The organism is Nocardia sp. NPDC006630 (genome assembly GCF_040611495.1).
Lineage (GTDB): Bacteria > Actinomycetota > Actinomycetes > Mycobacteriales > Mycobacteriaceae > Nocardia.
Window position 1 is genome coordinate 72,243 of the sequence record NZ_JBEXOK010000019.1, and the last position, 23,737, is coordinate 95,979.

Below are 23,737 nucleotides of genomic sequence, written 5' to 3' on the forward strand. Positions count from 1 at the left end.
GGCCACGGCCCTCGGCAGAGCACACGTCGTCGTGCGCCAGGCACCTACGCCATGGTGCGCAGCCAGCCGTGGCTATCGGCGAAGGTGCCGCGCTGGATGCCGGTGAGGGTGTCCCGCAGCGCCATGGTGACCTCGCCGGGTTCGCCTCCGCCGATGGTGAATTCGCGATCGGCGGACTTCACCCAGCCGACCGGCGTGATCACTGCGGCGGTGCCGCAGGCGAAAACCTCGGAGATCTCACCGGATTCGGCGCCCTTGCGCCACTCCTCCACTGAGATCTTGCGCTCCTCCACCTTGTAACCGGAGTCCGCGGCCAGCGTCAGCAGCGAGTCGCGGGTAATGCCGGGCAGCAGCGAACCGGACAGCTCCGGCGTCACCAGGCGCGCCTCCGAGCCCGTGCCGAAGACGAAGAAGAGGTTGTTGGTGCCCATCTCCTCGACGTACCTGCGCTCGATCGCGTCCAGCCACACGACCTGATCGCAACCCTCCTCGGAGGCCTGCTTCTGCGCCAGCAGCGAGGACGCGTAATTGCCCGCGACCTTCGCCTCACCGGTGCCGCCGGGAGCCGCGCGCACATATTCGGTGGACAGCCACACCTTCACCGGCTTCACGCCGCGCGGGAAGTACGCGCCGGCCGGGGAGCCGAGCAGCAGGTACTTGTAGGCGCTGGCAGGCTTCACACCCAGTCCGGCCTCGGTGGCGAACATGAACGGCCGCAGGTACAGCGACTCTTCGCCGCCGGCGGGCGGGACCCACTCGGAGTCGACCTCGAGCAGCTGCCGCACGGATTCGATGAACAGGTCTTCGGGCAGCTCGGCCATGGCCATACGCGCGGCCGACCGCTGGAAGCGTGCCGCATTGGCGTCGACACGGAAGGTGGCGATGCTGCCATCGGCCTGCCGGTACGCCTTGAGACCCTCGAAGATGGCCTGTCCGTAGTGAAACACCATGGTCGCCGGGTCCATGGACAGCGGACCGTACGGCTTGACCTCCGCATTGGTCCACTGCCCGTCGATGTAATCGATGGACACCATGTGGTCGGTGAAGAATCGCCCGAAACCGGGCGCCGCGAGAATCTCCTGTCGCCGCTCCGCCGGGGTCGGGGCGGGATGCGGGGTACGGGTGAATTGCGCGGCAACTGTCATGGGTTGGAGTCTAAAACCTCGGGTGCGGAATGGAGCGATCCGGCCTCCCAGCATTGTGCGGACCGGGCAATCCACACCGTCGGCGCTAGGGTGAGGCCGTGTATCCGCAGCCTCCGCCAGCCCCCCGCTCGAACCGGCCCTGGGTGCTGACATTGATCATCGTGACGGCCTTGGCGGCCATCACCGTGCTCGTCGTGGCTGCGATGCAACCGGGGCGGACGGTGGCCGGAAACGCCCTTCCCGCAGACCAATACGGGCCGCAGGACACTGCTACGCATACGCCTTTCACGACTACTACTACGACGACCGCGGCGAAGGCCGTGATCCCCGCCGTGACGCCCGGCTGGCAAACCGCGTACTCCGTATCCCGTAATGCGGTGTACGACGTGCCCAAGAACTGGAAGGTGCCGACTCCGACGACCATTGTTGGGTTCGAGGGCAGTGGGCTGCGGACGGTCATGAGTGGGGCATCGACGTTCAACGAGAAGGCGTGTGGGGATTACGGTCCGCGAGCGATTGCCGGTGTGACCGGGTCGAAGATCGCCGATCTGGCCGGGGCTGCGCGGGATGTGGCGGATACCTGGTCGAAGGCGGCTACCGCTGATAATGGGGATACGAATCCGCAGATCACGCTGAGTTCAGCCGAGACGCTCACTATTCAGGGGCGGGCTGCGGCGCATGTGACGGCGACAATCACCAATCAGGGTGCGGTGGACTGCAAACACACGCCGTCGGGGGTGGTCCACGCGGTCGCGCTCACCGATAACGTCGGGCAGTCCGTGGTCATGGTCATCTACGCGGACCAGGGAGTTTCCGACGCCGCCACCGCGGACACGATGCGGCAGATGTACACCACGGTCCGACCCGCGAACCTCGCACATGCCGACTGCGTTCAGGACCAAACGGTCGTCGGCACCTGGTGCTGAGTCCCGGAGCCCGGCATCTCGATGATTAGCCCCGTGATCATCCCCGGCACGGACCCCCGACATCCGCAGCGTGAGCTCCCCCCATCCCCGGCATCGACCCCCAATGTCCCAAGCATGAACTCCGCCATCCCGGCTCGCCTTTGGCCGGGGATCCATATGCGTCAGGCGTTGGGCCGGGATCCATACGGACGGGCTTGTAGGTAACGAGCTTCCGGCCTGAGCGGTCAAACTTCGAGGCAAGGCGGCAATTTTTGCCGTTCACTGCCAGTCTTTGACCGCTCAGGCCGATTCCCTTTACGCCGTGTGGGATTCGACGAACGGCGGCTTGACGACCTCACACTTCAGGCGACGCCCACGCACGTCGACCTCGACCTCATCACCCGGCTGGATCCCAGCGGCGGTGTCGAGCAGCGCGAGCGCAATACCCACCTTGAGCGTGGGAGAGAAAGTGCCGGAGGTGGTTTCACCGACCTGCTCGTCACCGCGCATCACCGTCTGCCCCTGCCGCAGCACGCCACGGTCAACAGCCTTGAGCCCCAGCAGAACTCGCCGCGGACCGGCAGCCTTCTCCTGTTCCAGCGCAGCCTTGCCCCAGAACTCCGGCTTCTTCCAGCCGACAGCCCAGCCCGTACGCGCCTGCAACGGCGAAATATCAACGGACAGTTCATGTCCGTGCAGCGGGTAACCCATCTCGGTGCGCAACGTATCGCGCGCCCCGAGTCCGGCAGCCTGGCCGCCAGCAGCTTCGACCTCAGTTACCAACGCCCGGAACACCGCTTCCGCGTCAACCCATCGCGGCAGCAGTTCGTACCCCTGCTCGCCGGTGTACCCCGTCCGGCACACCCGCACCGGCCGCCCGTCCCACTCGGCGTCCTCGTACGCCATGTACTCCATGTCGGTAGGCAACCCGAGCTTGGTCAGCACCTCCGCAGCCTTCGGCCCCTGCACCGCGAGCACCGCATACTCCCGATGCTGATCAGTCACAGTGATCCCCTCGGGCGCGACCTTCTGCAGCTCCGCCACCACCGCAGCGGTATTCGCGGCATTGGGCACGAGGAAGATCTCGTCATCACTCACGTAGTAGGCGATCAGATCGTCGATCACACCGCCTTCGGGCGTGCAGCACAGCGTGTACTGCGCCTTCCCGGGGCGAATCCGATTGAGATCGTTCGTCAGCGCCGAGTTCACAAAGGCAGCAGCCCCCGGCCCCTTGACCGTGGCCTTCCCAAGGTGGCTGACATCGAACAGCCCCACCGTGGTCCTGACCGCAGTGTGCTCCCCCACGGTCCCCGCATACGAAACCGGCATCTCCCACCCCCCGAACGGCGCGAAGGTAGCGCCCAACTCGACGTGGACGGCATGAATGGGCCCCTGCAGCAGCTTCTCGTCGGTCACCCGAAGCAGCTTATCGGTCGGCCTGTTTGCGTGCGATTCGCCCGAACCAGAACACCTCAGAGCTCGAGCGGAACCGGAGCAGCACGGTCAGCGTCGTAACTGATGGTGGCCGACTGTCGCGCGGTTGACCTGCGTTAGAGTCTGCTGAAAGTTTGCGGTGAGGGGGATTATGACGTCACAAGTGAATTCCGCCGACCTCCCGGCAGCGGGCACATTCGCGGCCGATCCTCAGGCGCTACTGAACGTGGCCGACTGGCTGGATCGGTCCGCTCAGGACATCGCGGATGCGGTCGATGCGCACATGCGTGCTGTCGGCGAGTTCCTCGGCGGCGACTGGCTGGGCCAGGCTGCGGAGTCGCATCGGGATCCGTGGTCGGAGTGGCACGACGGTACTCGCCGCATTGTCGGCTCGTTTCACACCGATTCCGGACTCCTCCGACAGGCATCGACCGAGTACGACCACGTCGACCAGGCCAGGGCTACAGCGGTCGAGCAAGCCGGCGCGAGCCTCGACCTTCCGCCCGTGGTGTGACGTGGCCGACTTCAGAGTTGACCTCGACGGCCTGCAGCAGCTGATCGACGGCGCCGCGAAACTCGAAACGACAATCGAGGACGCTGTATCCACCATCGAGAAGCAAGTCGACGAACTCCATGTCAACTGGGACGGTGCCGCCGCGATAGCGCACAAAGGTGCGCACGATGAGCGCATAGCCGCCATTAACGAGATGCGCCAGGCACTGGGAGCGCTCCGCGGCAAACTGAACACCGCCCGTACTGCATACGGCGCGGTAGGCCCGATCAATCTCGGGATGTGGCCGTGAGCCCGACGGCAACAGTTCCGGTCATTCTCTGCCGCGCCGACGAATACCACTCTGCAGGTGAGGTATTCGGCGGGATCGTCACCGAAGCAGTGTCTGTCCACGAAGGACTGATCGGCGTCCTCAGCGCCAATGCGGGCATGGCGGGAAGCGACAGCGTCGGGGGAAAATGGGCTGCTTCGTATGACGAAGCCGCAGGTCTGGCGATGTCCACCTCAGCGCGATTGACGACCGCGTCCGGACAAACCCGCGACCTCATCTCAGTTGGCCTGCACAATCTTCAGACAGGTGAGTCGGCCGCCAATTTCAACAGCGTTCCCCCGCCGGCCGCACCTCAGATGTTGCCCGTGCCCTGCCTGGTCGAAACACCGGCATCGGCGGCCGGCGACGGGATCCCTGAACCATTCGGCTGGTCGATCATCAAAGATCTCGTAGGCGCGGCCTGGCCGAACGGACACCAGGATGAACTTCATACCGCCGAGGCGGCCTGGAACACCGCCGCCTCCGACTTCCGCACTCTGGCAATAGGAGTTCCGGAGGCGGTCGGCTTCCTCTCGAACCAGCAATCGGACGAGATCCCGGCCGCGATCGACGCCTGCACACAACGACAGAACGATCTCAACAGCCTTGCGGACGCCTGCCAGAGCCTCGGTCAAGCCTGCGGCGAGTATGCCCACCATCTCGACGAGGCACACCACCAGATCCTTGACGAGCTGAAGGAATTCGCGGCCGAAGCGGTAGTAGGCGAGCTCGCGTTCGCCGCCCTCGCTCCATTCACCGCGGGAATTTCCGAGTGGGTCGGCAATACGGCCCTTGGTGCGCGCGTCGCTATGAAAGCCCGTCGTGTGGCTGCGATTATCGCGAACCTCGCGACCAAGGCCGCCGAAATCGTCTCCCGCACAGTCAAACCGCTATCGAACGCTCTCAAGCCACTGCTCGAGAGAATCAGCACATGGGTCGACGCGGCCCGTACGAAGCTCGCAACAATAGGTCAGGGAACAGGAAAGGTCCTACCAGCCACACTCACCCAAGCCGACGAGGACGCGATCGCGGCGTACACCAACCCATATACTGGCCTATACGAAGAACTCAACAGCGCATTACGGGCGGGCAGCGTGGACGCAACACAGAAAGCGCAGATCAAAGCGGTCGAAGAGGCACTCGCAAAGCTCCCGGATCACAACGGCGTAGTCTTCCGCGGCACCGACCTCCCACCGAACGTCCTTGCCAAATACGAGAAGGGAACAGTGGTCACCGAGGACGCCTTCACCAGCACGTCAGCCTCCGCTGATGAGGCATTTCCCGGAGACACGCAGTTCACGATCCTCTCGAAGTACGGCAAGGACGTCAGCCTCCACTCGGATGTTCCTTCTGAGCAGGAGGTGCTGTTTCCTCCAGGTACCCAATTCGATGTGGTCAGCAAGGTGTTCGACTCGAAGTCCGGCACGACCTTCATTCGCTTGATCCAACGATAGGCGGGAAGCCATGAGCGAAAAGATTGCAGGAAAGACGTTTTCCACCAGGGAGGAACTCGGTCTCGAACCTCTCAGCGAGGAGGAACTCTCCGCAGCCGATCGTATGTTCGCAGAGGCCGAGGCCCGCCAGGCCGCCGTGCCTTCGGAGAAGCGGGTCGTTGCCCCTCGCAAGTTCTGGGATGACACCAGTGGAACTGAATTCGAGCAACGTCCCGAAGAAGACGAGTGATTCGGACGACCGTTTAGCGACCCGAGGCGTATCCCCCTGACTTACAAACGAATTCCAATCCTCTCAGGGCGCTACAGGTATCCGTTCGAGGTACGCGAGTAGCCGCTGTTCGTCCACGACTTCTATCTGCTGGCCCCGCATCTGCAGTTCAGCGACTCGACAAGCTTTGGAAGTGGTGAACACGGAAGCATCCCGGCCCGCGAAACGGTCACCGATCACCAGACAGGTGGTGCGCTTGGTGACGTTCTTGGCAGGTGTCGCGCCGTACGCCGCGATTGCGTCCCATGCCTGCTGGCGGGTCATCGAGGTGAGATCGCCTGTGAACACGACGATCTGGCCAAAGAATGGGTGGCTCGGGTCGGTGCCGGAGATCTCGGGCATGACCAATTCTTCACGGGAGAATACAGATCGGCGAGGTCGACTGAACTGCGGCGTCGGCCGGAACGGCGAGTCGAACCTCAGCCGTTCGAGCACTGTCATCTGCTCGAGCTCGGACAGCGAATCCACTCCGACGATCGCCGCGAGCGCCAGCACGATATCGGCGGCCGCCCTTGCGTCGGCTGCGGCATCGTGGTGCGCGATCAATGAGATGTCCAGTGCCCCAGCGACATCTGGGAGTCGGTAACCGTCGAGGTCGAGATGCTTGCGTGACATCGCTAGACTGCAGCTGAATTCCCACCTCGGAGCTTCGATTCCGCTGTGGCGGCAGGCTTCTCGGATAGCGCCGCTGTCGAATCCGGCGTTGTGCGCGACCAGAGGAAGGTCTCCCACCACCTGGTGCACCTCGGGCCACCGCTGCGCGAAGGTCGGCTGGCCCGCGACCATCGCCGGCCGGATGCCGTGCACGCGAATGTTGTGCGGCGAGAAGAAGTCCACGGCGGTCGGTGGACGGCACAGCCATGAATACGTCTCTTCGCGAATACTGTCACGAACGATCGTCACACCAACCGCGCAGATGCTCCCACGGGAGGAGTTCGCGGTCTCGACGTCGATAGCGGCGAACGACAATCCCGCCACTGTCACCGCACCACGAGCGGCAATGGACGAGCCGTCTTACCGCCCTGTTCGACCAGGAACGGTCGCGCTGCCCGCAGCGCCTCGAACTCCGCCCACCGATCAGCGAGATCCGCGATTCCATGTGCCAAACACAATGCCGGACGGACGGTTTCATCAATCTCGCGCAGTGGCGGAGCAGCTTGGCTCGGATGCACCAGAGCGGGCCACTGCGGCCGAATCAGCTTGTTGGACAGCGTTTCCTGATGCTCAGTAAACCGCTCGTCCACCACCGCAACCTCGGCCAGAACCGCATCCACAGTCGCATCCAAGTCGACAACACCCGTCTCCGCCGTGCCCGCAACCACCTCACCGCCACACCAGATCGCGCAACACCCAGCCGTAATCGTCGAGATCACATCCTCCTGGTCGAGTCCAACCACCCAAGCGCCCGTTAGCCGCGAAAGCCCCATCCCCCGACCAACATTCACATGCCAAACAACCAACCGGTCGCCCACTTTATCGAGCACGGCAACGAGGGACAACACAGTCTGGTTCGTGATGCTCATAACGCTCCGAGTCCGCTGCTGACAGTCTGCACCGGCCACCGTAAACCATGGGTGTGACAAACCAAACGATCTCAGCCCCAACACCTCCGAGCCATTTGCGCTGGCCTCACCATCTGCTTCAGTCACGCCCTTCGATCAGCGCCCTCCACAGAGCATCGAGTCCATCGGTGAACTGGCGGTTCACCTCTCGCTACTCCTTGAAATCCGGCCGTGGGATATGGAAGTTATTGCACTGTGGCTCAATAGTTCCGGTCGGTTGGTTCATGGCCCGTAACCAATCAGAAGCACACCGTGATCACTCTGCACCACACCGATTCATCCTCCATGGAATCGATGAACATCGGCGCAACATCAACTAGTGTCGGGCTGTGGCCAACATGCAGCCGCCTTCGCCCACCCGCCGTGGACCGCGCCGCACGCGACCGGTGACCTTCCGCTTGCATGCGACGGTCGTGGGCACCAAGCCGCCGCTGTACCGAGGGCTGGACGTCTCCTCCGAACTGTTCCTCAACGACCTCAATGAGGTCATCGGCGCATCCTTCGGCTGGGTCAACCGCGCCTCCCACGAATTCCGTTGTGGCGCAGCCGTCGACGACCCCACCGCGGACCGCTACATCTGCCCCGAAGCAGTCGCCGACCGCGACCCCGCCGTCCCCGAGGAGCAGGTCCGCCTGGACGAACTCCTCACCGACCTGGGCGACACCCTGTATTACATCTACGACTTCGCCGACCCCTGGGTGCACCACATCTACGTCGAACAGATCCTGCCCCGCACCGCGAAAATGCCCCGAGCCCGCTGCGTAGGCGGTCAGCGCGACTGCCCCGCAGACGTCGTGGGCGGCATTGCCCGATACGAATACTTGTCTCGCAGAGCAGATTGGGATGACGAAGGGGAATCCTTCGAGTACATCAGCCCGGAAGACATCATCATCGAATCCGAGTACGCAGAGCCCGGGCCGTTCGTCATCGAAGAGATCAACTGGGCGCTGGCCAACACCTTCGGCTACGGGCGGGAGCAGAAGTCAGTCGGTCCATGACGACGCCTTGAACCCCGCCAATCGATGCAAGCGGAAAGTACATCACCGCCAGTTATAGTTGCGTTTAGTATAGATAAAGTATTCTAAGCGCAGAGTTGGTCGACCTTATTCAGAGGAGACCTCGCGAACTGGCCACCGCAACGAAGGTCGAATCTGGGACCCACGTCAGCGCCAACGCTCATGGGCGGATCGGACCTCGACCGGATCACAGTCGCGATTCCGCCCAAAATAGGCACATTCGATTATGACCCGACCGGCACAGTCGCTCGCACCCACGAAGCGGAGTTGATTGCGATTGCCCGCCTCGAGGCCGGGTTCGGCGAGCATCTGGCGCCGCTGGCCGACTTCCTGCTGCGCAGTGAGTCCGTCGCATCTTCCAAGATCGAACACATCGATGCAGGCTGGCGAGCCTTCGGCAAAGCTGTCGCGGGAGGTAAAGCCGGCGACGAGGCGAAGTCGCAATTGGCGGCGGTCAAGGCTCTGATCGCGATGGTCGATGCGGCCGCCGCTGGCACCATCCAGCTCGACGATCTACTCGAAGCACATCGGCTACTGATGGCCGTCGACTAATACACCGCTCGCGATGCGGGACAACTGCGGGATGTGCAGAACTGGATCGGCGGCAGCGACTACACGCCGATCAACCCCGCGCATGTTCCACCGCCCCGAACTGGTTGCCGAGTTGATCACCGATCTGCTGGTTTTCGTCAACCGGGATGATCTGCCGATCCTCGCGCAAGCCGCCATCGCGCATGCACAGTTCGAGCCCATTCACCCGTTCACCCGTTCACCGATGGGAATGGGCGGATCGGACGCGACTGATCAGCGCAGTGCTGCGCCGCCGCGGCCTCACCCTCCGAGTCACCGTACCGCTGGCCTCGGTCATGCGGCAGACACCGGCCGATACTTCATGCACCTCAACCGATTTCGCAATGGCAACGTCGACGCGTTCGTGGAATCCCTGGCAATCGGCGCGATCCACGCCAGCGAGGCCGCGCAGGACTCCGCCCTGGCCCTGGCCGACCTGCTGGCGAGACATCGCCCGCCCGCGTACCAACTCGGCGGATGAGACCCTCCTCGCAGCCCTGCTCGAAACCCCAATCCTCAACGCCGACAACGCACAACACATCGCTGGCACCACCGAAGCCAGCACCTGTCGGGCACTCGGAAGGTTGACCGACGCAGGGATTCTCGAGCTCCTCTCGGACAGCAAACGCAACCGTATCTGGGCCGCGACTGACTGCTTGCCGAGCTGGATGCGCTGAGCGCGGCCATTGGGCGGCGCACAATGGAGCACCTCTAACGAGGCGCCGCCACGTTGGTGTTTCGAATCGGCGCGGCATCACACCGCCCGTCAGGTTCCACCTCCGTGGGCAGGCTGGGCTGATCTCGGTGGAGCTGCGATGGTCGGTCGAACTGGAGATCCAATGTTAAAGCTGTCACGCCCCTTCGTCGCGAATGAACCGTTTGCCAAGGATCTACATTGTGTGTCACGATTTTCGGCTCGGATGCCCCGAGCCGCCCGTTGCGGCGCCCTGTCCCACCGAGGTATCCGTTGCCATGTCTCACCACCGCCGGCCCCGCCGATCTACGGTGGTGCCCGCCACTTGGCCGAAGCGATCACGCTCACGCGTTCCGGCACGCTGGCCTGTCAGTGCGGACTATCTGCCAGCTCACCTCGGCGTTCAGCCTAGGGTATGCGGTGCACCGCGCCACCCACGCCGACAGGAGGTCTCACGTGCCCGACACTGCGTACCGCTTGTCTTTCACAACCGGTGGGTTGCTACGCACGGAAGCCACAGCCATCGCCGATCTCGTGTTGACGACGCCGGATGCGGACACGGCCCGACGCCGTGCAATCTCAGCCAATGTTGTCCAGCAACGCATGGCGTCGTCGACCGAACGAGTGACACGTGAGGTGTTGCAACGATTGACGGCACTGCCGAAGCCGGGGATCGAATTGCTGGCGCATGGTCCGGTCGATGACGGACGACACCTCATGTGGCTGGCGGTTTGCGTGCGATACCGGTTCCTGCGCGATTTCGGCCGCGAGGTGCTGCGCGAACGGCCGGTCGTGACAAACGGAGATTTCGACACCTTCTGGAATGTGCAGTCCTCCTGGGTGGACGCCCTGCGGGATTCGAAATTTTCCACCCGAAACAAACTGCGCCAGAATACTTTCCGTATGATGCGTGAGGCCGGTTACCTTGATGCGGGGGGCGGGGTTCGGCCGGTTCAGCTGTCACCGGCGGTCGTGGACGTGATCCGCGGCGTCTCACCCGCACTGTTCGCCAGCTTTCCGCTGGACACGGCACAGCTAGCTGCAGTGGATCGACCTGGAGGGGGATTCTGATGGTCCGGAACTCGGACGGCATGACGTTCGAACAACGCTTCGAGCACGCCTATCGCGTGATGAGCTCATCACGGTTCTTGGAGATGAAGGGGCTGGGTAACGAAGTCCCCTATTTCATCCTCACCTACCAGCCGCAGGATGAGCCGAAGCTCGCTGCAGCCCGTGACCGCCTATTGCGGCGACTACGGGGCGATGGCACCAAGGTGTGCGAGATCGACCTGTGGGCGCTGGCGTCGCGGCTGTGGCGGGCGACGGGGATCTTCGATCAGATATTGGCCGCGGAGCCGTCGATGACGAAGTCGGAGTTCGGCGACAATGTCGCGAATGTCGTTTCGCCCGTGGAGTATTTGTCGCCACTCATCGCGGAGCAGGTCCGCGCCCTGGATCCGCCCCCGAAGGTGACTGTGCTGTCCAATGTCGGGCGCTTGTTCCCGCTCGTGCGCGCGCACGCGATCCTCAACACCCTTCAACCACTGGTCTCCGACGTCCCGGTGGTGCTGATCTTCCCCGGCTCGTTCCGCCAGTCGACCACTCAGGGCTCATCGCTCGAATTGTTCGACAAGCTCACCGACGACGACTATTACCGTGCTTTCGATCTGCTGGACCAGGAGACCAACTGATGACAATCGAACAGATCCTGGCCAAACCGATCGACCGCCCTCTCGACGGTGTGGTCAAGGCATCCAATCTCTCGGACCTGCGCACCGAGGTCGAGGAGTATGTGATCACCAAGGAGATCGCCCGGCACCTCAGCCAGCTCCTGGATGTGTACGCGCAGCCGGGAGTGCCGCAGTCCAACGGTGTCTGGATCGCGGGCTTCTTCGGTTCCGGTAAATCGCATCTGTTGAAGATGCTGGCGCGCCTGCTCGGCGATATGCCGGCGGGCGAGGTAACCCGTGCCGAGGTCGCCGCCGCGTTCGTCGGCAAGGTGTCCGCCAATGAAAAGCTGCTGCGGGCGGCGATCCAGCGCGCGGCGACGATCCCCGCCAGTTCGCTGTTGTTCAATATCGACGAGAAGGTCGACAAGAACGAGAAGGACCAGCCCGACGCCCTGCTGAAGGTGTTCGTGCAAGTCTTCTACGAGTCGTGCGGGTTCTTCGGCCGACAGCCCTACATCGCCCGATTCGAGCGGGACTTGGCCAGAGAAGGACTTTTCGAGCAGTTCAAGCAGGCGTTCGGGCAGCATTACGGCAAACCATGGGAAAGGGGCCGCGACACGCCTACTTTCGCCGAACCCGCCGTCACGGCCGCGTACCAGGAGATCACCGGCCGATCGCTGCACAACCCGTTGAAAGGCTACCGCGACGACTACACCGTCTCGATCGAGTCCTTCGCCGAGGAGGTGGCCGAATGGCTTGCCGAGCAACAGAATCCTGCCGCACGATTGAACTTCTTCGTCGATGAGATCGGCCAGTTCATCGGCGACGACACCAAACTCATGCTGAGCTTGCAGACCATCGCGGAGAGCCTGTTCACCCGCTGCCAGGGCCGCTCGTGGGTGGTGGTGACCTCGCAGGAAGTGATGGATTCAATCATCGGCGATCGCACCAAATCTCAGAAACAGGACTTCTCGAAGATTCAGGCGCGCTTCGCGGTTCAGCTCAAGCTGGATTCGAAGAATGTGAAGGAAGTGGTGTCCAAGCGCCTGCTTGCGAAGACTCCGGACGGCACGCGAGAGCTCGAGGCGATCTACGAACGCAATGCCGACCGCTTCCGGTCGCTGTTCGCCTTCCAAGGTCAGCGGGCGTACCGCAACTACGCGGCGGCCGAGGATTTCGTCGGTACCTACCCGTTCGTGGACTACCAGTTCGAGCTTTTCCACTCGGCGATGCGCGGCTTGTCCGATAATGGCTCCTTCACGGGTCGGCACGCGTCGGTGGGTGAACGTTCGCTGCTGGGCGTCACCAAGGAGGTCGGCACCGCACTGAAATCCGAGGACGTCGGCTCGCTCGCCACCTTCGACCTCTTCTATGACGGCATCGAGAACGCGGTGCTGTCCGGGACCAAGCGGAACGTGAATTTGGCCGATGAGAATCTGCCAGACGGTCCTTACAAGGCTTTGGCCGTCCGGGTGCTCAAAGTGCTGCTGCTGACCAAGTGGAATGAGCAATTCGAGGCGACGCCCCAGTCGCTGGCGGTGCTGTTGACTCCGGAGATCGAATCGAATGTGGCGAAGTTGCGCGACGATGTCGAGCGCGCGCTGCAACTGCTGTACGCCAACACCTACGTGCAGCGCAACGGCTTGACGTACACCTACCTCACAAATGAGGAGCAGGACGTCGAAAAGGCCATCAAGGCAACCGATCTCAACGAGACCGAGGTCAACAAGCTGCTGAACGACGAAGTGGTGGCGGCCTCGGGGGTGGGTGCGAAGGTCCGGCATGACAAGACCGGCGTCGACCTCAAACTCGAGCGGTCGCTCGACGGAGAGCGGCAGGGCAACAGCGCCCCGCTCGGCGTGCACTTCCTGACTTCGGGGGCGGCCTCGATCCTGGACGTGCAGCATAAGTCCAGCGGCGAGCCTGGGACCGTGTACGTGGTGTTGGACCTCGACCAGCGCACCGTCGACGAAGTGCAACTGTCGGTGCGCACCAGGGAGTACGTGCAGCTGCAATTGGGCAAGATGATTCCGGAGACGCGCCGCAGCATCCTTGAATCGCAGCGCCGCCGCAATACCGAGCGTGATCGCGAGGTCCGCAAGGCGCTACGCGACGCGGTTGAGCGGGCCGCGTTCGTCCACAATGGCGCGGTGCTGACGGTGTCTTCCGGTGCGGCTAAGGAGCGAGTGCAGTCCGCGTTGCAAACCGCGATCGAGGCGAAGTACACCCGTATCAACGAGGCGAGTGGCGTCGCCAGTTACACCGAGAAGGATCTGGGCCGGCTACTAGAGGAAAAGCACACCCTCGATTTCGAGGTCACCTCCACCCTGGAAGCGTTGGCCCAGCAAGTGGTCAATCGCCGGCGTATGGAGAAGACTCACCACAAGGTCACGACGGTGGCGTCACTGGTGAACGAGTTCGCGCTGCCACCCTTCGGCTGGTCCGCGACGGCGGTGCTGACCGCGCTCACGCACGGCGTACGCACCGGCCGCATCCGGTTGGCCCTCGACGGCCGTCCACTGGTGCGCACCCAGGTCGCCGGTGAGCTGCGCAATTCCGCCAAGCACCGCAATATCAGTGTGGATGAGGTGCGCGAGCACGATCCGGCCAAAGTGATGCGGCTGCGTAAATTCCTCACCGAGTTCGCGGACGTAGGGAATCTCCCCGCCACCGCCGAGGACCTGACGCGGCTGACTCGGCAGGAACTCATAAAAAGCGCTGCACTGGTGGCAGATTGGGCGGCGAAGGGTTACCCGTTCGCTGCGGATCTGGGATCGGCCCACGCCAAGGTGCTCGCGACCACACAGGGGCGGGAGGACGACTGGTACCTGGACGGCTTCCTTTCCGGTCCCGCCGATGACCTCCTCGACCTCAAGGACGATCTACTCGATCCGGTTCGCGAATTCCTTAATGGTTCACAAAGCACCATCGTCGATAACGCCCACAACTTCCTGACCGCACGGGGGGGCGAACTCGACGGTGCCGACAGCGCCGACGCGGACCGACTGCGGGTCCTGCTGACCGATCCGCGCTTCTTCCGAGGCGACGGAGTCTCGCGGATCAAGCTACTGCACGAGCAATTGGGCGACCGGTTGAACGCCGCGGTGGCCGCCGACCGGGAGCAGTTGGTGCGCGAGATCGACCAGCGCCGAACCGCGCTCCTCGGCGACGCAGCGTTCCAGTACGCCGAGCCAGCGGCACAGACGGCGGCGACCACACAGTTCGATGCGCTGGTAGCCGGTGTCGAACGGATGGACGGTCGGGGTGCGATCGCGCTGGCGCGCAACCAATTTTCCGGCCAGTACCAGCAGATCATCGAACGGCTGATCGCCACGCGCCCGATCGAAGACCCGGTGGGCGGCGACCCAGCCGAGACCGGCGCGGGTGCAACGAACTCCGGCGAATCCAGCACGGCGCCCGCCGAGACCAAGCCCAAGCCACCACAGCGCACAGCCGTGCAGCTGGCTTCGCTGCATGTGGCCGACGCCCCCACCACACTGTCAACCACCGCACATGTGAACGCCTATGTCGAAGCGCTGCGGGCAAGCCTGCTCGCAGCCATCGCGGAGGGTAAGACGATCATCCGATGAACAACACCACGGCATTGCAGAACTTCGCGACCACCGCGCGCCGCACCCTCAATGAGCAGATGCGTGCGCGGATCACCCAATTGCTCGACGACGTACCCGCGAAGCTGGAGTATCCGCGCGAGGTGGCCATGCTGACCGCGGCTGTCACCGCGCGCGGGGTGAACGGCGCGGCCGAAGAGGCCGCCTATACCTGGTTCAACCGACTCACCGCCGCCCGGTACATGGATTCGAAGGGATTCTCCGGCCTGTACCAGATCGTCTCGCCCGGGGCGGGTTCGGCGTCGGCGCTGCCGGAGATCCTCACCCGTGCACACGCCGGGGCGTTCCCCGACGAGGTGCCCGACGCCGTGCGGTCGGATGTCATCGATCTGCTGTCCGGCGCGCGAGTGTCGCAGAATGCGGATCTGGAGGCGTACACCCTGCTGACACAGGCCGTCTTTCGCGCCTGGCACAACCCGATGCCGGAGGTGTTTCCAGCGGCGGTCGACTGGATTCGGCTGCTTATCCCGAGCGATCTCCTCGCTCCGAATTCGGTGCGGGCGCAGGCTATCCAGGTAATGGACGACCAGGCCTGCAAGGAGGTGGAAGTCGTCGGCTGGTTGTACCAGTTCTACAACGCGGAACTGAAAGCCCAGATCGACAAGGCCAAGACACTGGTCGGCGCGGCGGAGATCGCACCCAAGACCCAGCTGTTCACCCCGCACTGGATCGTCCAATACCTGGTGCAGAACTCGCTCGGGCGGCTCTGGCTGCGGTCAAAACCGTCCAGCGGGCTGCGGACCAGCATGAAGTACTACGTCGAACCCGTTCCCGGACAATCGGATACGGGCGTCACTGTCAGCTCACCGCAGGAGATCCGGGTAGTCGACCCGGCCTGCGGCTCCGGCCATATGCTCACCTACGCCTTCGACCTGCTCTACGACATCTACGAGGAGGAAGGCCTCCCTGCGAGCCAGATCCCGGAACTGATCCTGCGAAACAACCTGCGCGGCCTGGAGATCGACACCCGTGCGGCGCAGCTCGCGTCATTCGCACTGGCGATGAAGGCGCGCACGAAAGACCGACGGTTCCTGACTCGTGACGTGCGGCCGGACATCGTTCACATCGAGGCGGTGTCGTTCAGCGATGATGAGGTTCAGATCATCGTGAACGCGGTGGTCCATGAGGACGCCACGGTGGATCGGGTGGCGTTGGCGCGGTTGCTGTACGCATTCCAGGATGCGGACACGTTCGGATCATTGATTCGGGTGGAGGGCGAGGTAGTGGAGGCGCTCGACATTCAGCTCGATGCGCTTGAGCACGGCGTGCATGCGCTCTACGTGCATCACGCCGTCGATCGGTTGAAGATCCTTGTGCGCCAGGCGAAGTCGTTGACGGATCGGCAGTATCACGTAGCCGTCGCCAATCCGCCCTATCTCGGTAGCGGCAACATGGGAGGTCAACTTAGGGCCTTCGCGAAGAAGGAGTACCCGAAAACTAAGTCGGACCTGTATGCGATGTTCATCGAGCGGAGCCTTGAGCTCGCTACCGCCTCCGGCTCGGTAGCCATGATTACAATGCATTCCTGGATGTTTCTGACTTCATACACAAACTTCCGTCTCAATATGATCGACACGGGACACCTCAAGTCGATGATCCATCTTGGAACACGAGCTTTCGACTCCATTGACGGCGAGGTAGTACAAACCGCAGCCTTTGTCATCGACGTTGACACCAATCCCGACATTAGAGCAATTTTCATTCGCTTGACGGAGGCAAAAAATGAACAGCAGAAATCCGAGGCACTACTTCAAGCTCTGGAAAATGGTGAAGATTCGAATCGATTCGAATCTTCACTGAATGATTCTACTTTTCTGAAAAGTCGAACGATCGCCTACTGGACACCGGCTGGCATCCGAAATGCGTTTAAACTCGGGACCCCGCTTAGGAATGTGAGCCCTCCACGCCTAGGGCTTTGCACAGGAGACAATGGGCTGTTTATTCGCCACTGGTTTGAAGTCTCGGCCGCGAAATTTAATTTCGGCGCTAAATGCAAGGCCGATGCGGAGAATTCGTTGGCCACTTGGTTTCCGTACAACAAAGGAGGTGGCTACCGTCGCTGGTGGGGAAATCAGAGTCTAGTTGTCAACTGGCGAAATGGAGGCGAGGACTGCCATGCATTCGCCCAGAAGAACCCGAACGGTGGTACACGGATTCAGAATACCGAATTCTACTTCCAGAAATGCATTTCCTGGTCAAATGTATCCACAGACACTCCAACTTTCCGCTACTACCCCAGCAGCTTCATGTTTGACCAAAAAGGGCAGGCGATCTTCCCCAGCGAAACCCAATTGAGGACACTGCTTGGCTTCTTGAATTCATCAGCAGTATCAGCGATGACTGAAATTACCTCACCGACCCTCAGTGTCAACGCAGGCGAAATCGCCAATCTCCCGATATCAGCCTCCACCAACCCGGCCGTTGACAGAATTGTCGATGAATTAATCAGCTTACATCGCGCGGATTGGAATGACTACGAAACATCGTGGAATTTCGAGAACAACCCGCTCGTGAGGTTGGGGACAGGCGCCCTTGAGAAGCATTCGAACACCCGCTGGCACGAAGCAATCGGCCTAGTTAGTCATGTGTGCGCGCTTGAGATGCAAAACAACGAATTCTTCGCAGCAGAGTACAGCCTTCAAGGCATCATCAATTGCCAGACTGAGCCCAATCGGGCGACGCTAGTCCAGAACCCGTACTCGCGCTACGCTCCAACAAAAGGCAGTGTACGAAGCGACCTTGAATACAGGGAATTATTCAATCGCGACCTCGCAATTGAACTAGTATCCTTCGGGGTTGGATGCGCAGTGGGTCGCTATAGCCTGAGTCGCCCCGGCCTCGTTCTGGCCGACGCTGGTTCCGGCGTTGCCGATTTCGACCGCGTCGTCCCCGACGCACAGTTCCGCCCGAGCATAAATGGGATCATCCCTATCACCGCCGAACGGTACTTCGAGGACGATATCGTCACTCGAATGCGCGAGTTCCTGGCCACAGCTTTCGGACCTGAGAACCTCGAAGCGAACGTCGTATGGCTGGAGCAAGCACTCGGCAATGGCAAGCCCCTGCCCCTGCGTAAGTACTTCCTTGAGAAGTTCCACGCCGACCATGTCCAGATGTACTCCAAACGCCCCATCTACTGGCAGGTCTCGTCCCCGAACGGCGGTTTCAACGCCCTGTTCTACCTGCATCGCTACACCCCCGCCACTCTGGGCCTCATCCACCAGAATTACGCCGAGGAGTACTGCGCGAAACTCGAGGCCCGCATCGAGCACATCGACCACGCCCTGCTGAGCGCGGCCAAGGGTGAGGCGGCGAAATTGGGTAAGGAGCGTGAAGGGTTGGCGAAGGAGTTGCGGGGTGTGCGGACCTGGATCGATGGAGAGTTGTTCCCGGCCGCGACCGCTGAGATTCCGCTCGATCTGGATGACGGTGTGAAGCAGAACTATCCGAAGCTGGAGGGAGTGGTGAAGCCGGTGAGCGGGCTGTGAGTGCGGTGTCGCCGCAGCGGATCGCCGAGCTGCTAGCCGGTCGGTTCGCGAACTCGTCGGTGCTGACTTGGCAGGATTGGGACGGCGAGCACGCGGAGAGCTTCGATGAGATCGCGGCGATTCTGGGTGAGCAGTTCCCCGGGTTGGTGACATTCCGGGTGGCGGGCAATGAGTTCGGGGTGCGGAACGCCGTGTACGCCGCCCTCGACGCGGGTGATCCGGACTCGGTAAGGGTCCTGATTTATCGGGGCGGGCCCGCCCCAGAACAGTTCCGGGACAACTGGCTGCTCGACATCGAGATCGGCTACGGCGTCTTCACCGCGAACACCTCCGCCATGCTCATGCACGATTTGGGGCTCGACGGCTATGACCTGGCGGGGGTGCTCGATAAGCATCCGAATGTACTACGAACGCCGAAGCAGGTCGCGGCGGCGCGCGCGCATTTGAGTCAGCTGCCAGAGATGGCATCCGAGAAGATGTCCCAGCATCTGCGCGGGGTGCTCAGCGCCACGGCACTCGGATTGCGCGGTACCGGCAGTCACCGCCTGCACCGGATTGTCGAGCGCCTGTTCGAGGATCTGATCGAGGATCGCGCCGACGCGTACGACACGCTCGTCGAGCACGGACTTGGTGAATTCCTTTGGCAGGGTTGCGCTCGCATCTACGGCTATCAGGACGAGCATGATGTCGGGGTGCTGGCATCCTGGTTCTTCGAGCGCGCCTGGACCGGCTGGCACGGCGCGAACAATGCCGCACGGCTCGATTTCGAACGGTGGCGCACCGACCTCGGGTGGCGTCCAGTGTTCACCCGGCTGGCCGAACAGGAACAGAAGCAGCTCAATATCAAAGACCGGGTGCGGTCCGAGAACCCGTCGATGGAACGCCTGGCGGAAATGGACATCTTCCCGGTCGTGGATGCCGAACTGCTAGCAACATTGACCGACGGACTGCTCCGCAAGACGGTGACCGCCGATCAGATTGCCGCGCTGGTGCGGACCCGGTCCATCACGCCGTGGTTCGGTAAGCATGAACACGCCTACCGCGCAATCGAATCCGCAGCCGGCTGTCTGGCCCGTGTTGACGTCTTCAGTCCGAAGATCGCCGACGTCGCGGACGGTGTGCGCCGCTACGCCGAGGAATGGAGCGAAATCGACCGCGCCTACCGCGCCTTCCGATATCACTGCGACAAGGCGCAAGGCAACGTCCACCCGGAGGTCGCGGACCGCGTCGAGCACCGCTACCTCGAGGAGTACCAGCGTCCGCTGGCCGCTGCCTGGCAGGAGCGGGTCGACGCCATGGAGGCCTGGCGGGTTCCTGGCGTCACGCCGCTGTCCGATTTCGCGGCGAAAGATCTGCCCGCCAAGAAGGCGAAGACCCTCATCGTCATCTCCGACGCGCTCCGCTACGAGGTCGGCCGTGAGCTCGCCGACCGGGTGAACACCGAGCATGAATGGTTCAATGCCACCGTCGAACCGCGACTCGCGCCGCTACCGTCGTTCACGCAACTGGGCATGGCTGCGCATTTGCCACATCAGGAACTGGATCTCATCGACGACGAGACCGTGCGCGCCGACGGGCGAACCACCGGCGGGCTCGACAATCGTGCGAAGATCTGGAAACAGGCTGGGGTCAAGGCTATCGGCTTCGAAGAGGCGAACCAGAGCTCACCCGAAGAGCTTGCCTTGCTCTGGTCCGAGTATGCGGCGCTGGTGGTATACCACGACCGGATCGACCGGATCGGCGACAACGCCAAGTCCGAGCAGGACACCCCAGAAGCCTGTCGGCAGGCGATCGACGAGATCATCGCTTTGGTGACGAAGTTCGGTCGCGCCAAGATGCGCACCAGCCGGGTACTCATCACCGCAGACCACGGATTCCTCTATCAGAGCTCACATCTGCAAGACAGTGACTTCCTCAGTGAGCGGGCGCACGGCGACACGGTCGTCAAGACCAAACGCAGGTTCGTCCTCGGGCAAGGCCTGCGCGCCGACCCGGCTTTCACGCTGTGGGAGCCGGAACAACTGGGCCTGATCGGCAGTGTGCAGGTGCAGATCCCGAATTCGCTGTACCGGATGCGCATTCAGGGACGCGGGGTGCGGTTCGTGCACGGCGGCGCGACCTTGCAGGAGGTCGTCGTACCGCTGGTCGAACTGCGTCAGACCAAACAGCGCAAGCAGATTCGCAAAGTAGAGGTCGAGATCTCCACCACCAGCCGGACCGTCACCTCCAGCACCGTCGTGGTCACCTTGACCCAGGCGGAGGCAGTGTCGGCGACGGTGCGCGCCCGGCGACTGCGCGTGGGAGTATGGGCAAACGGCGAACTGCTGTCCAACACCCGGGATATCGACATGGACAGCACCACCGACGACATCAGGGAACGCGTGGTGCGCCTGGAACTGGTGCTCAGCGATGACGCGCAGAAGTACAACGGCAAGGAAGTCAAGATTCGGGCCGACGATCTGCGCGGCGAGAGCAGAATCGACTACAAGGACACCCATGTGGTCCTGCAACGCGGCTTCGGCGGGTTTTTCGATCAGCTGTGACGGAGTGTGCACCGCCTGAGTTCCTGTGCAAAAGTTGAGACTTGGTGTTTCGGCCGAGGCCGATCGGGTCCGGCGCGACCATCGCGCCGAACCCGATAAACCGAACATGGAGGAGCGCGACCGGTGAGCGAGTCAACCCAGCCCGAACCCCGAACGCTGTCCGAACTCGATATCCAGGCCAACGCCGCCTTCCCCGGCTATATCGTCCGCAAGGACCTGGTCGGGCGGGTGCGTGGCAATGCCATCGTCCCCGGTTACGTCTTGGAGTACCTGCTCGCCATGTACGCCGCCGGTGACGATGAGGCCAGCATCGACGCCGGAATCGAGAATGTGCGCGGCATCCTGGCCACGCACTACGTTCATCGCGGAGAAGCGGAGCTGGTCAAATCGACCATCCGCGACAAAGGGCATCACCGGATTATCGACAAAGTGGGGGTTGCGCTCGACGATCGCCGCGACATCCACATCGCCTCCTTCACCAACCTCGGACTGCGCAATATCCCAATTGACGACGGCATTGTCAGGCGCCAGCCCAAACTGCTGACCGGCGGCGTGTGGTGCTTGGTCGACCTCGAGTACACCTCGGGCGACGTCGACGAAGCCCGCTGGTTCATCGCGGCACTGAAACCGATCCAGTTGGGCCAGTTCGACTTCGAGAACTACGTCGCCAAACGTTCCGGATTCGCTACTACCGAATGGATCGACCTGCTGATCCAGACCATCGGCTTCGCCCCCGAACATCTGTCCGACCGAGAGAAGCTGCTACAACTGGTGCGGCTCATCCCGTTCGTGGAACGCAATTACAACCTGATCGAACTCGGACCCAAGGGTACGGGCAAATCTCACATCTACTCCGAATTCTCACCGCACGGCATGCTCATCTCCGGCGGCGAGGTGACCGTACCGAAGCTGTTCGCCAACAACGCCAATCACCAGATCGGACTCGTCGGGTACTGGGACGTAGTCGCCTTCGATGAGTTCGCTGGTCAGAAGCGCGTGGATAAGTCGCTGGTCGACATTATGAAGAACTACATGGCGAACAAGACGTTCTCGCGCGGTATCGAGACCATCGGCGCCGAGGCGTCCATGGTGTTCATCGGCAATACGAATCGCCCGGTGCCCGCGATGCTCGCCCACTCGGACCTGTTCGAGGTGCTGCCCCTTGCCTACCACGACTCCGCGTACCTCGACCGGCTGCACTATTACATTCCGGGCTGGGAGGTGTCGATCATCCGACGTGAACTGTTCACCGATGGTTACGGTTTCGTCGTCGACTACCTGGCCGAAGCCCTCACCCACCTGCGCTCGCTCGATTTCTCCGACGACTACACACCGCGTTTCAAGCTCTCGGACAGTATCTCCACCCGCGATCGTGATGGTGTGCGAAAGACCTTCTCGGGCTTGATGAAACTCATTCACCCCAACCGCGCCGCCACGACGGCCGAGACCGAGGAATTGCTTCGCTTCGCGATCGAGGGCCGCAAACGGGTCAAAGATCAGATCCTGCGAATCGACCGGACGATGGACGAGGTGAAGTTCGGCTACACCGACGCGAGAGGTGTCTGGCACGACGTCAAGACCCAAGAAGAACGCGACTATCCCCAGTACTACGACCATGACTCCGACCACACCGACGAATCCGAAGCACTCCCGGTCGTCGTCTCCGCCGAAAAACCACCCGCACCTGTCGAATTGGTTCCCAAAACGATCGATATCCCCTCGAACGCGCGCGGTCATTCTTACCGCACGCTGATCCTGCCGTACCTGCGTAACGCCCGCAAGATCACCATCGTCGATGCCTACATCCGCACACCACACCAATTACGGAACCTATTCGAACTGCTCGCCGATATCGTTGCCGCTAAACCAATCGACACCCAGATTAAGGTGCACCTGGACACTGTCGAGGAGACCAAAACCTCAGAATTAAAGTTTAAGCAGACGGTCGCTCTGATGGACATCAAGAACGCTGTTCTGGAGGCCGGCATCGTGTTCGACTGCCAACTCCACGACCACGGCGATTTGCACGATCGGTGGATCGTCACCGATACTGGATGGCGGATCATGCTTGGCCGCGGCCTCGATATGTTCGAGCCATACGAACAGCGATTCGATCTGCGCTCTCAGGTTCCCGAACTGAGACGGATGAAGTCGTGCACCGTCATCTATACGCGCACCCCAGACTGAGTCCGAGCGAAGAATCACGCCGCCACCCCACCGACGTTCATCCAGAGGAACCGCGGTGACAGACTGGTCGACTCGCGCCGACCTGGCGGCTCGGCTGCGTCGGCGCTGGGCTACCAGTGAACTTCTCAGCGGATATGCGAACCGTAATCCGTTGTTGCCCATAGATATTCCGCTGCACGGTCCCAGCACCCCCAGCATCGCCGCAGACCTCGGTGCGGCGCGGTCCTGGCGTGAACTCGACGGCAAGGCGCTGACTGGACTATCACATGGTCGGCGGACGGCTGATCGGCACGAACGAATTGCCGCGCCGGGCCTGAATCTAAGACTGAGATCGGCTCTGGTCGCCGCTGA

At 62.2% G+C, this 23,737-nt stretch carries 16 protein-coding genes and 2 pseudogenes; 14 read left to right on the forward strand and 4 right to left on the reverse strand.

Annotated features, from left to right (window positions below; all coding sequences use genetic code 11):
• Positions 1–44 precede the first annotated feature (44 nt).
• Positions 45–1,145 carry a branched-chain amino acid aminotransferase gene (locus ABZX86_RS38215; RefSeq protein ID WP_355131017.1) on the reverse strand — a complete coding sequence of 367 codons (1,101 nt, stop codon included), beginning with the start codon at positions 1,143–1,145 and terminating at the stop codon, positions 45–47.
• Between the two features lie 161 nt (positions 1,146–1,306).
• On the opposite strand from ABZX86_RS38215, the gene ABZX86_RS38220 reads away from it, so the two are divergent.
• Positions 1,307–2,071 (forward strand): hypothetical protein, encoded by a 765-nt coding sequence (locus ABZX86_RS38220; RefSeq protein ID WP_355131019.1) that lies wholly within the window; start codon positions 1,307–1,309, stop codon positions 2,069–2,071.
• Between the two features lie 294 nt (positions 2,072–2,365).
• Here the strand turns inward: ABZX86_RS38220 and gcvT are convergent, their stop codons facing one another.
• Entirely contained in the window at positions 2,366–3,466 is a 1,101-nt protein-coding gene (gcvT, locus tag ABZX86_RS38225; protein WP_355131021.1) for a glycine cleavage system aminomethyltransferase GcvT, read from the reverse strand.
• Between the two features lie 169 nt (positions 3,467–3,635).
• Here gcvT and ABZX86_RS38230 point away from each other — a divergent pair, with 169 nt between their 5' ends.
• From ABZX86_RS38230 to ABZX86_RS38245, 4 genes are read left to right on the forward strand one after another with little or no spacing between them, the layout of a single operon-like run.
• Positions 3,636–3,998 carry a WXG100 family type VII secretion target gene (locus ABZX86_RS38230; RefSeq protein WP_355131023.1) on the forward strand — a complete coding sequence of 121 codons (363 nt, stop codon included), beginning with the start codon at positions 3,636–3,638 and terminating at the stop codon, positions 3,996–3,998.
• Position 3,999: 1 nt separating this feature from the next.
• Positions 4,000–4,287, forward strand: coding sequence for a WXG100 family type VII secretion target (locus ABZX86_RS38235; protein WP_355131025.1), 288 nt, complete (start codon positions 4,000–4,002; stop codon positions 4,285–4,287).
• Entirely contained in the window at positions 4,284–5,759 is a 1,476-nt protein-coding gene (locus ABZX86_RS38240; protein ID WP_355131027.1) for an ADP-ribosyltransferase domain-containing protein, read from the forward strand. The genes ABZX86_RS38235 and ABZX86_RS38240 overlap by 4 nt, the downstream gene beginning before the upstream one ends.
• A gap of 10 nt (positions 5,760–5,769) precedes the next feature.
• Entirely contained in the window at positions 5,770–5,988 is a 219-nt protein-coding gene (locus ABZX86_RS38245) for a hypothetical protein (protein ID WP_327141140.1), read from the forward strand.
• Positions 5,989–6,051: 63 nt separating this feature from the next.
• On the opposite strand, the gene ABZX86_RS38250 is transcribed toward ABZX86_RS38245, so the two are convergent.
• Entirely contained in the window at positions 6,052–7,005 is a 954-nt protein-coding gene (locus ABZX86_RS38250; protein ID WP_355131030.1) for an exonuclease domain-containing protein, read from the reverse strand.
• A gap of 2 nt (positions 7,006–7,007) precedes the next feature.
• Positions 7,008–7,550: a hypothetical protein gene (locus ABZX86_RS38255; RefSeq protein WP_355131032.1), complete on the reverse strand. Its 543-nt coding sequence runs from the start codon at positions 7,548–7,550 to the stop codon at positions 7,008–7,010.
• 377 nt (positions 7,551–7,927) lie between these two features.
• Between ABZX86_RS38255 and ABZX86_RS38260 the strand changes: the two genes are divergently transcribed.
• From ABZX86_RS38260 to ABZX86_RS38300, 9 genes and pseudogenes are all read left to right on the forward strand, one after another.
• Positions 7,928–8,587 (forward strand): plasmid pRiA4b ORF-3 family protein, encoded by a 660-nt coding sequence (locus ABZX86_RS38260; RefSeq protein ID WP_355131089.1) that lies wholly within the window; start codon positions 7,928–7,930, stop codon positions 8,585–8,587.
• A gap of 151 nt (positions 8,588–8,738) precedes the next feature.
• Positions 8,739–9,890 (forward strand): annotated as a pseudogene (locus ABZX86_RS38265) (Fic family protein).
• 435 nt (positions 9,891–10,325) lie between these two features.
• Positions 10,326–10,940: a DUF1819 family protein gene (locus tag ABZX86_RS38270; RefSeq protein ID WP_355131034.1), complete on the forward strand. Its 615-nt coding sequence runs from the start codon at positions 10,326–10,328 to the stop codon at positions 10,938–10,940.
• The gene (locus ABZX86_RS38275) at positions 10,940–11,560 is read left to right on the forward strand and encodes a BREX protein BrxB domain-containing protein (RefSeq protein WP_355131036.1); all 621 of its coding nucleotides are present in this window, start codon (positions 10,940–10,942) and stop codon (positions 11,558–11,560) included. Before ABZX86_RS38270 ends, ABZX86_RS38275 begins: the two co-directional genes overlap by 1 nt.
• Complete coding sequence (gene brxC / locus ABZX86_RS38280) at positions 11,560–15,129, forward strand: BREX system P-loop protein BrxC (protein WP_355131038.1); 3,570 nt, start codon at positions 11,560–11,562, stop codon at positions 15,127–15,129. Before ABZX86_RS38275 ends, brxC begins: the two co-directional genes overlap by 1 nt.
• Positions 15,126–18,656, forward strand: coding sequence for a BREX-1 system adenine-specific DNA-methyltransferase PglX (pglX, locus tag ABZX86_RS38285; RefSeq protein ID WP_355131040.1), 3,531 nt, complete (start codon positions 15,126–15,128; stop codon positions 18,654–18,656). Before brxC ends, pglX begins: the two co-directional genes overlap by 4 nt.
• Positions 18,653–21,199 carry a BREX-1 system phosphatase PglZ type A gene (pglZ, locus tag ABZX86_RS38290; RefSeq protein ID WP_355131042.1) on the forward strand — a complete coding sequence of 849 codons (2,547 nt, stop codon included), beginning with the start codon at positions 18,653–18,655 and terminating at the stop codon, positions 21,197–21,199. Before pglX ends, pglZ begins: the two co-directional genes overlap by 4 nt.
• Before the next feature lie 123 nt (positions 21,200–21,322).
• On the forward strand, positions 21,323–23,386 hold the full coding sequence (gene brxL, locus ABZX86_RS38295) for a BREX system Lon protease-like protein BrxL (RefSeq protein ID WP_355131044.1): 2,064 nt from the start codon (positions 21,323–21,325) through the stop codon (positions 23,384–23,386).
• Between the two features lie 55 nt (positions 23,387–23,441).
• Positions 23,442–23,606: pseudogene (locus ABZX86_RS38300) on the forward strand (DUF3322 domain-containing protein); the annotation flags it as partial.
• Between the last annotated feature and the right edge of the window lie 131 nt (positions 23,607–23,737).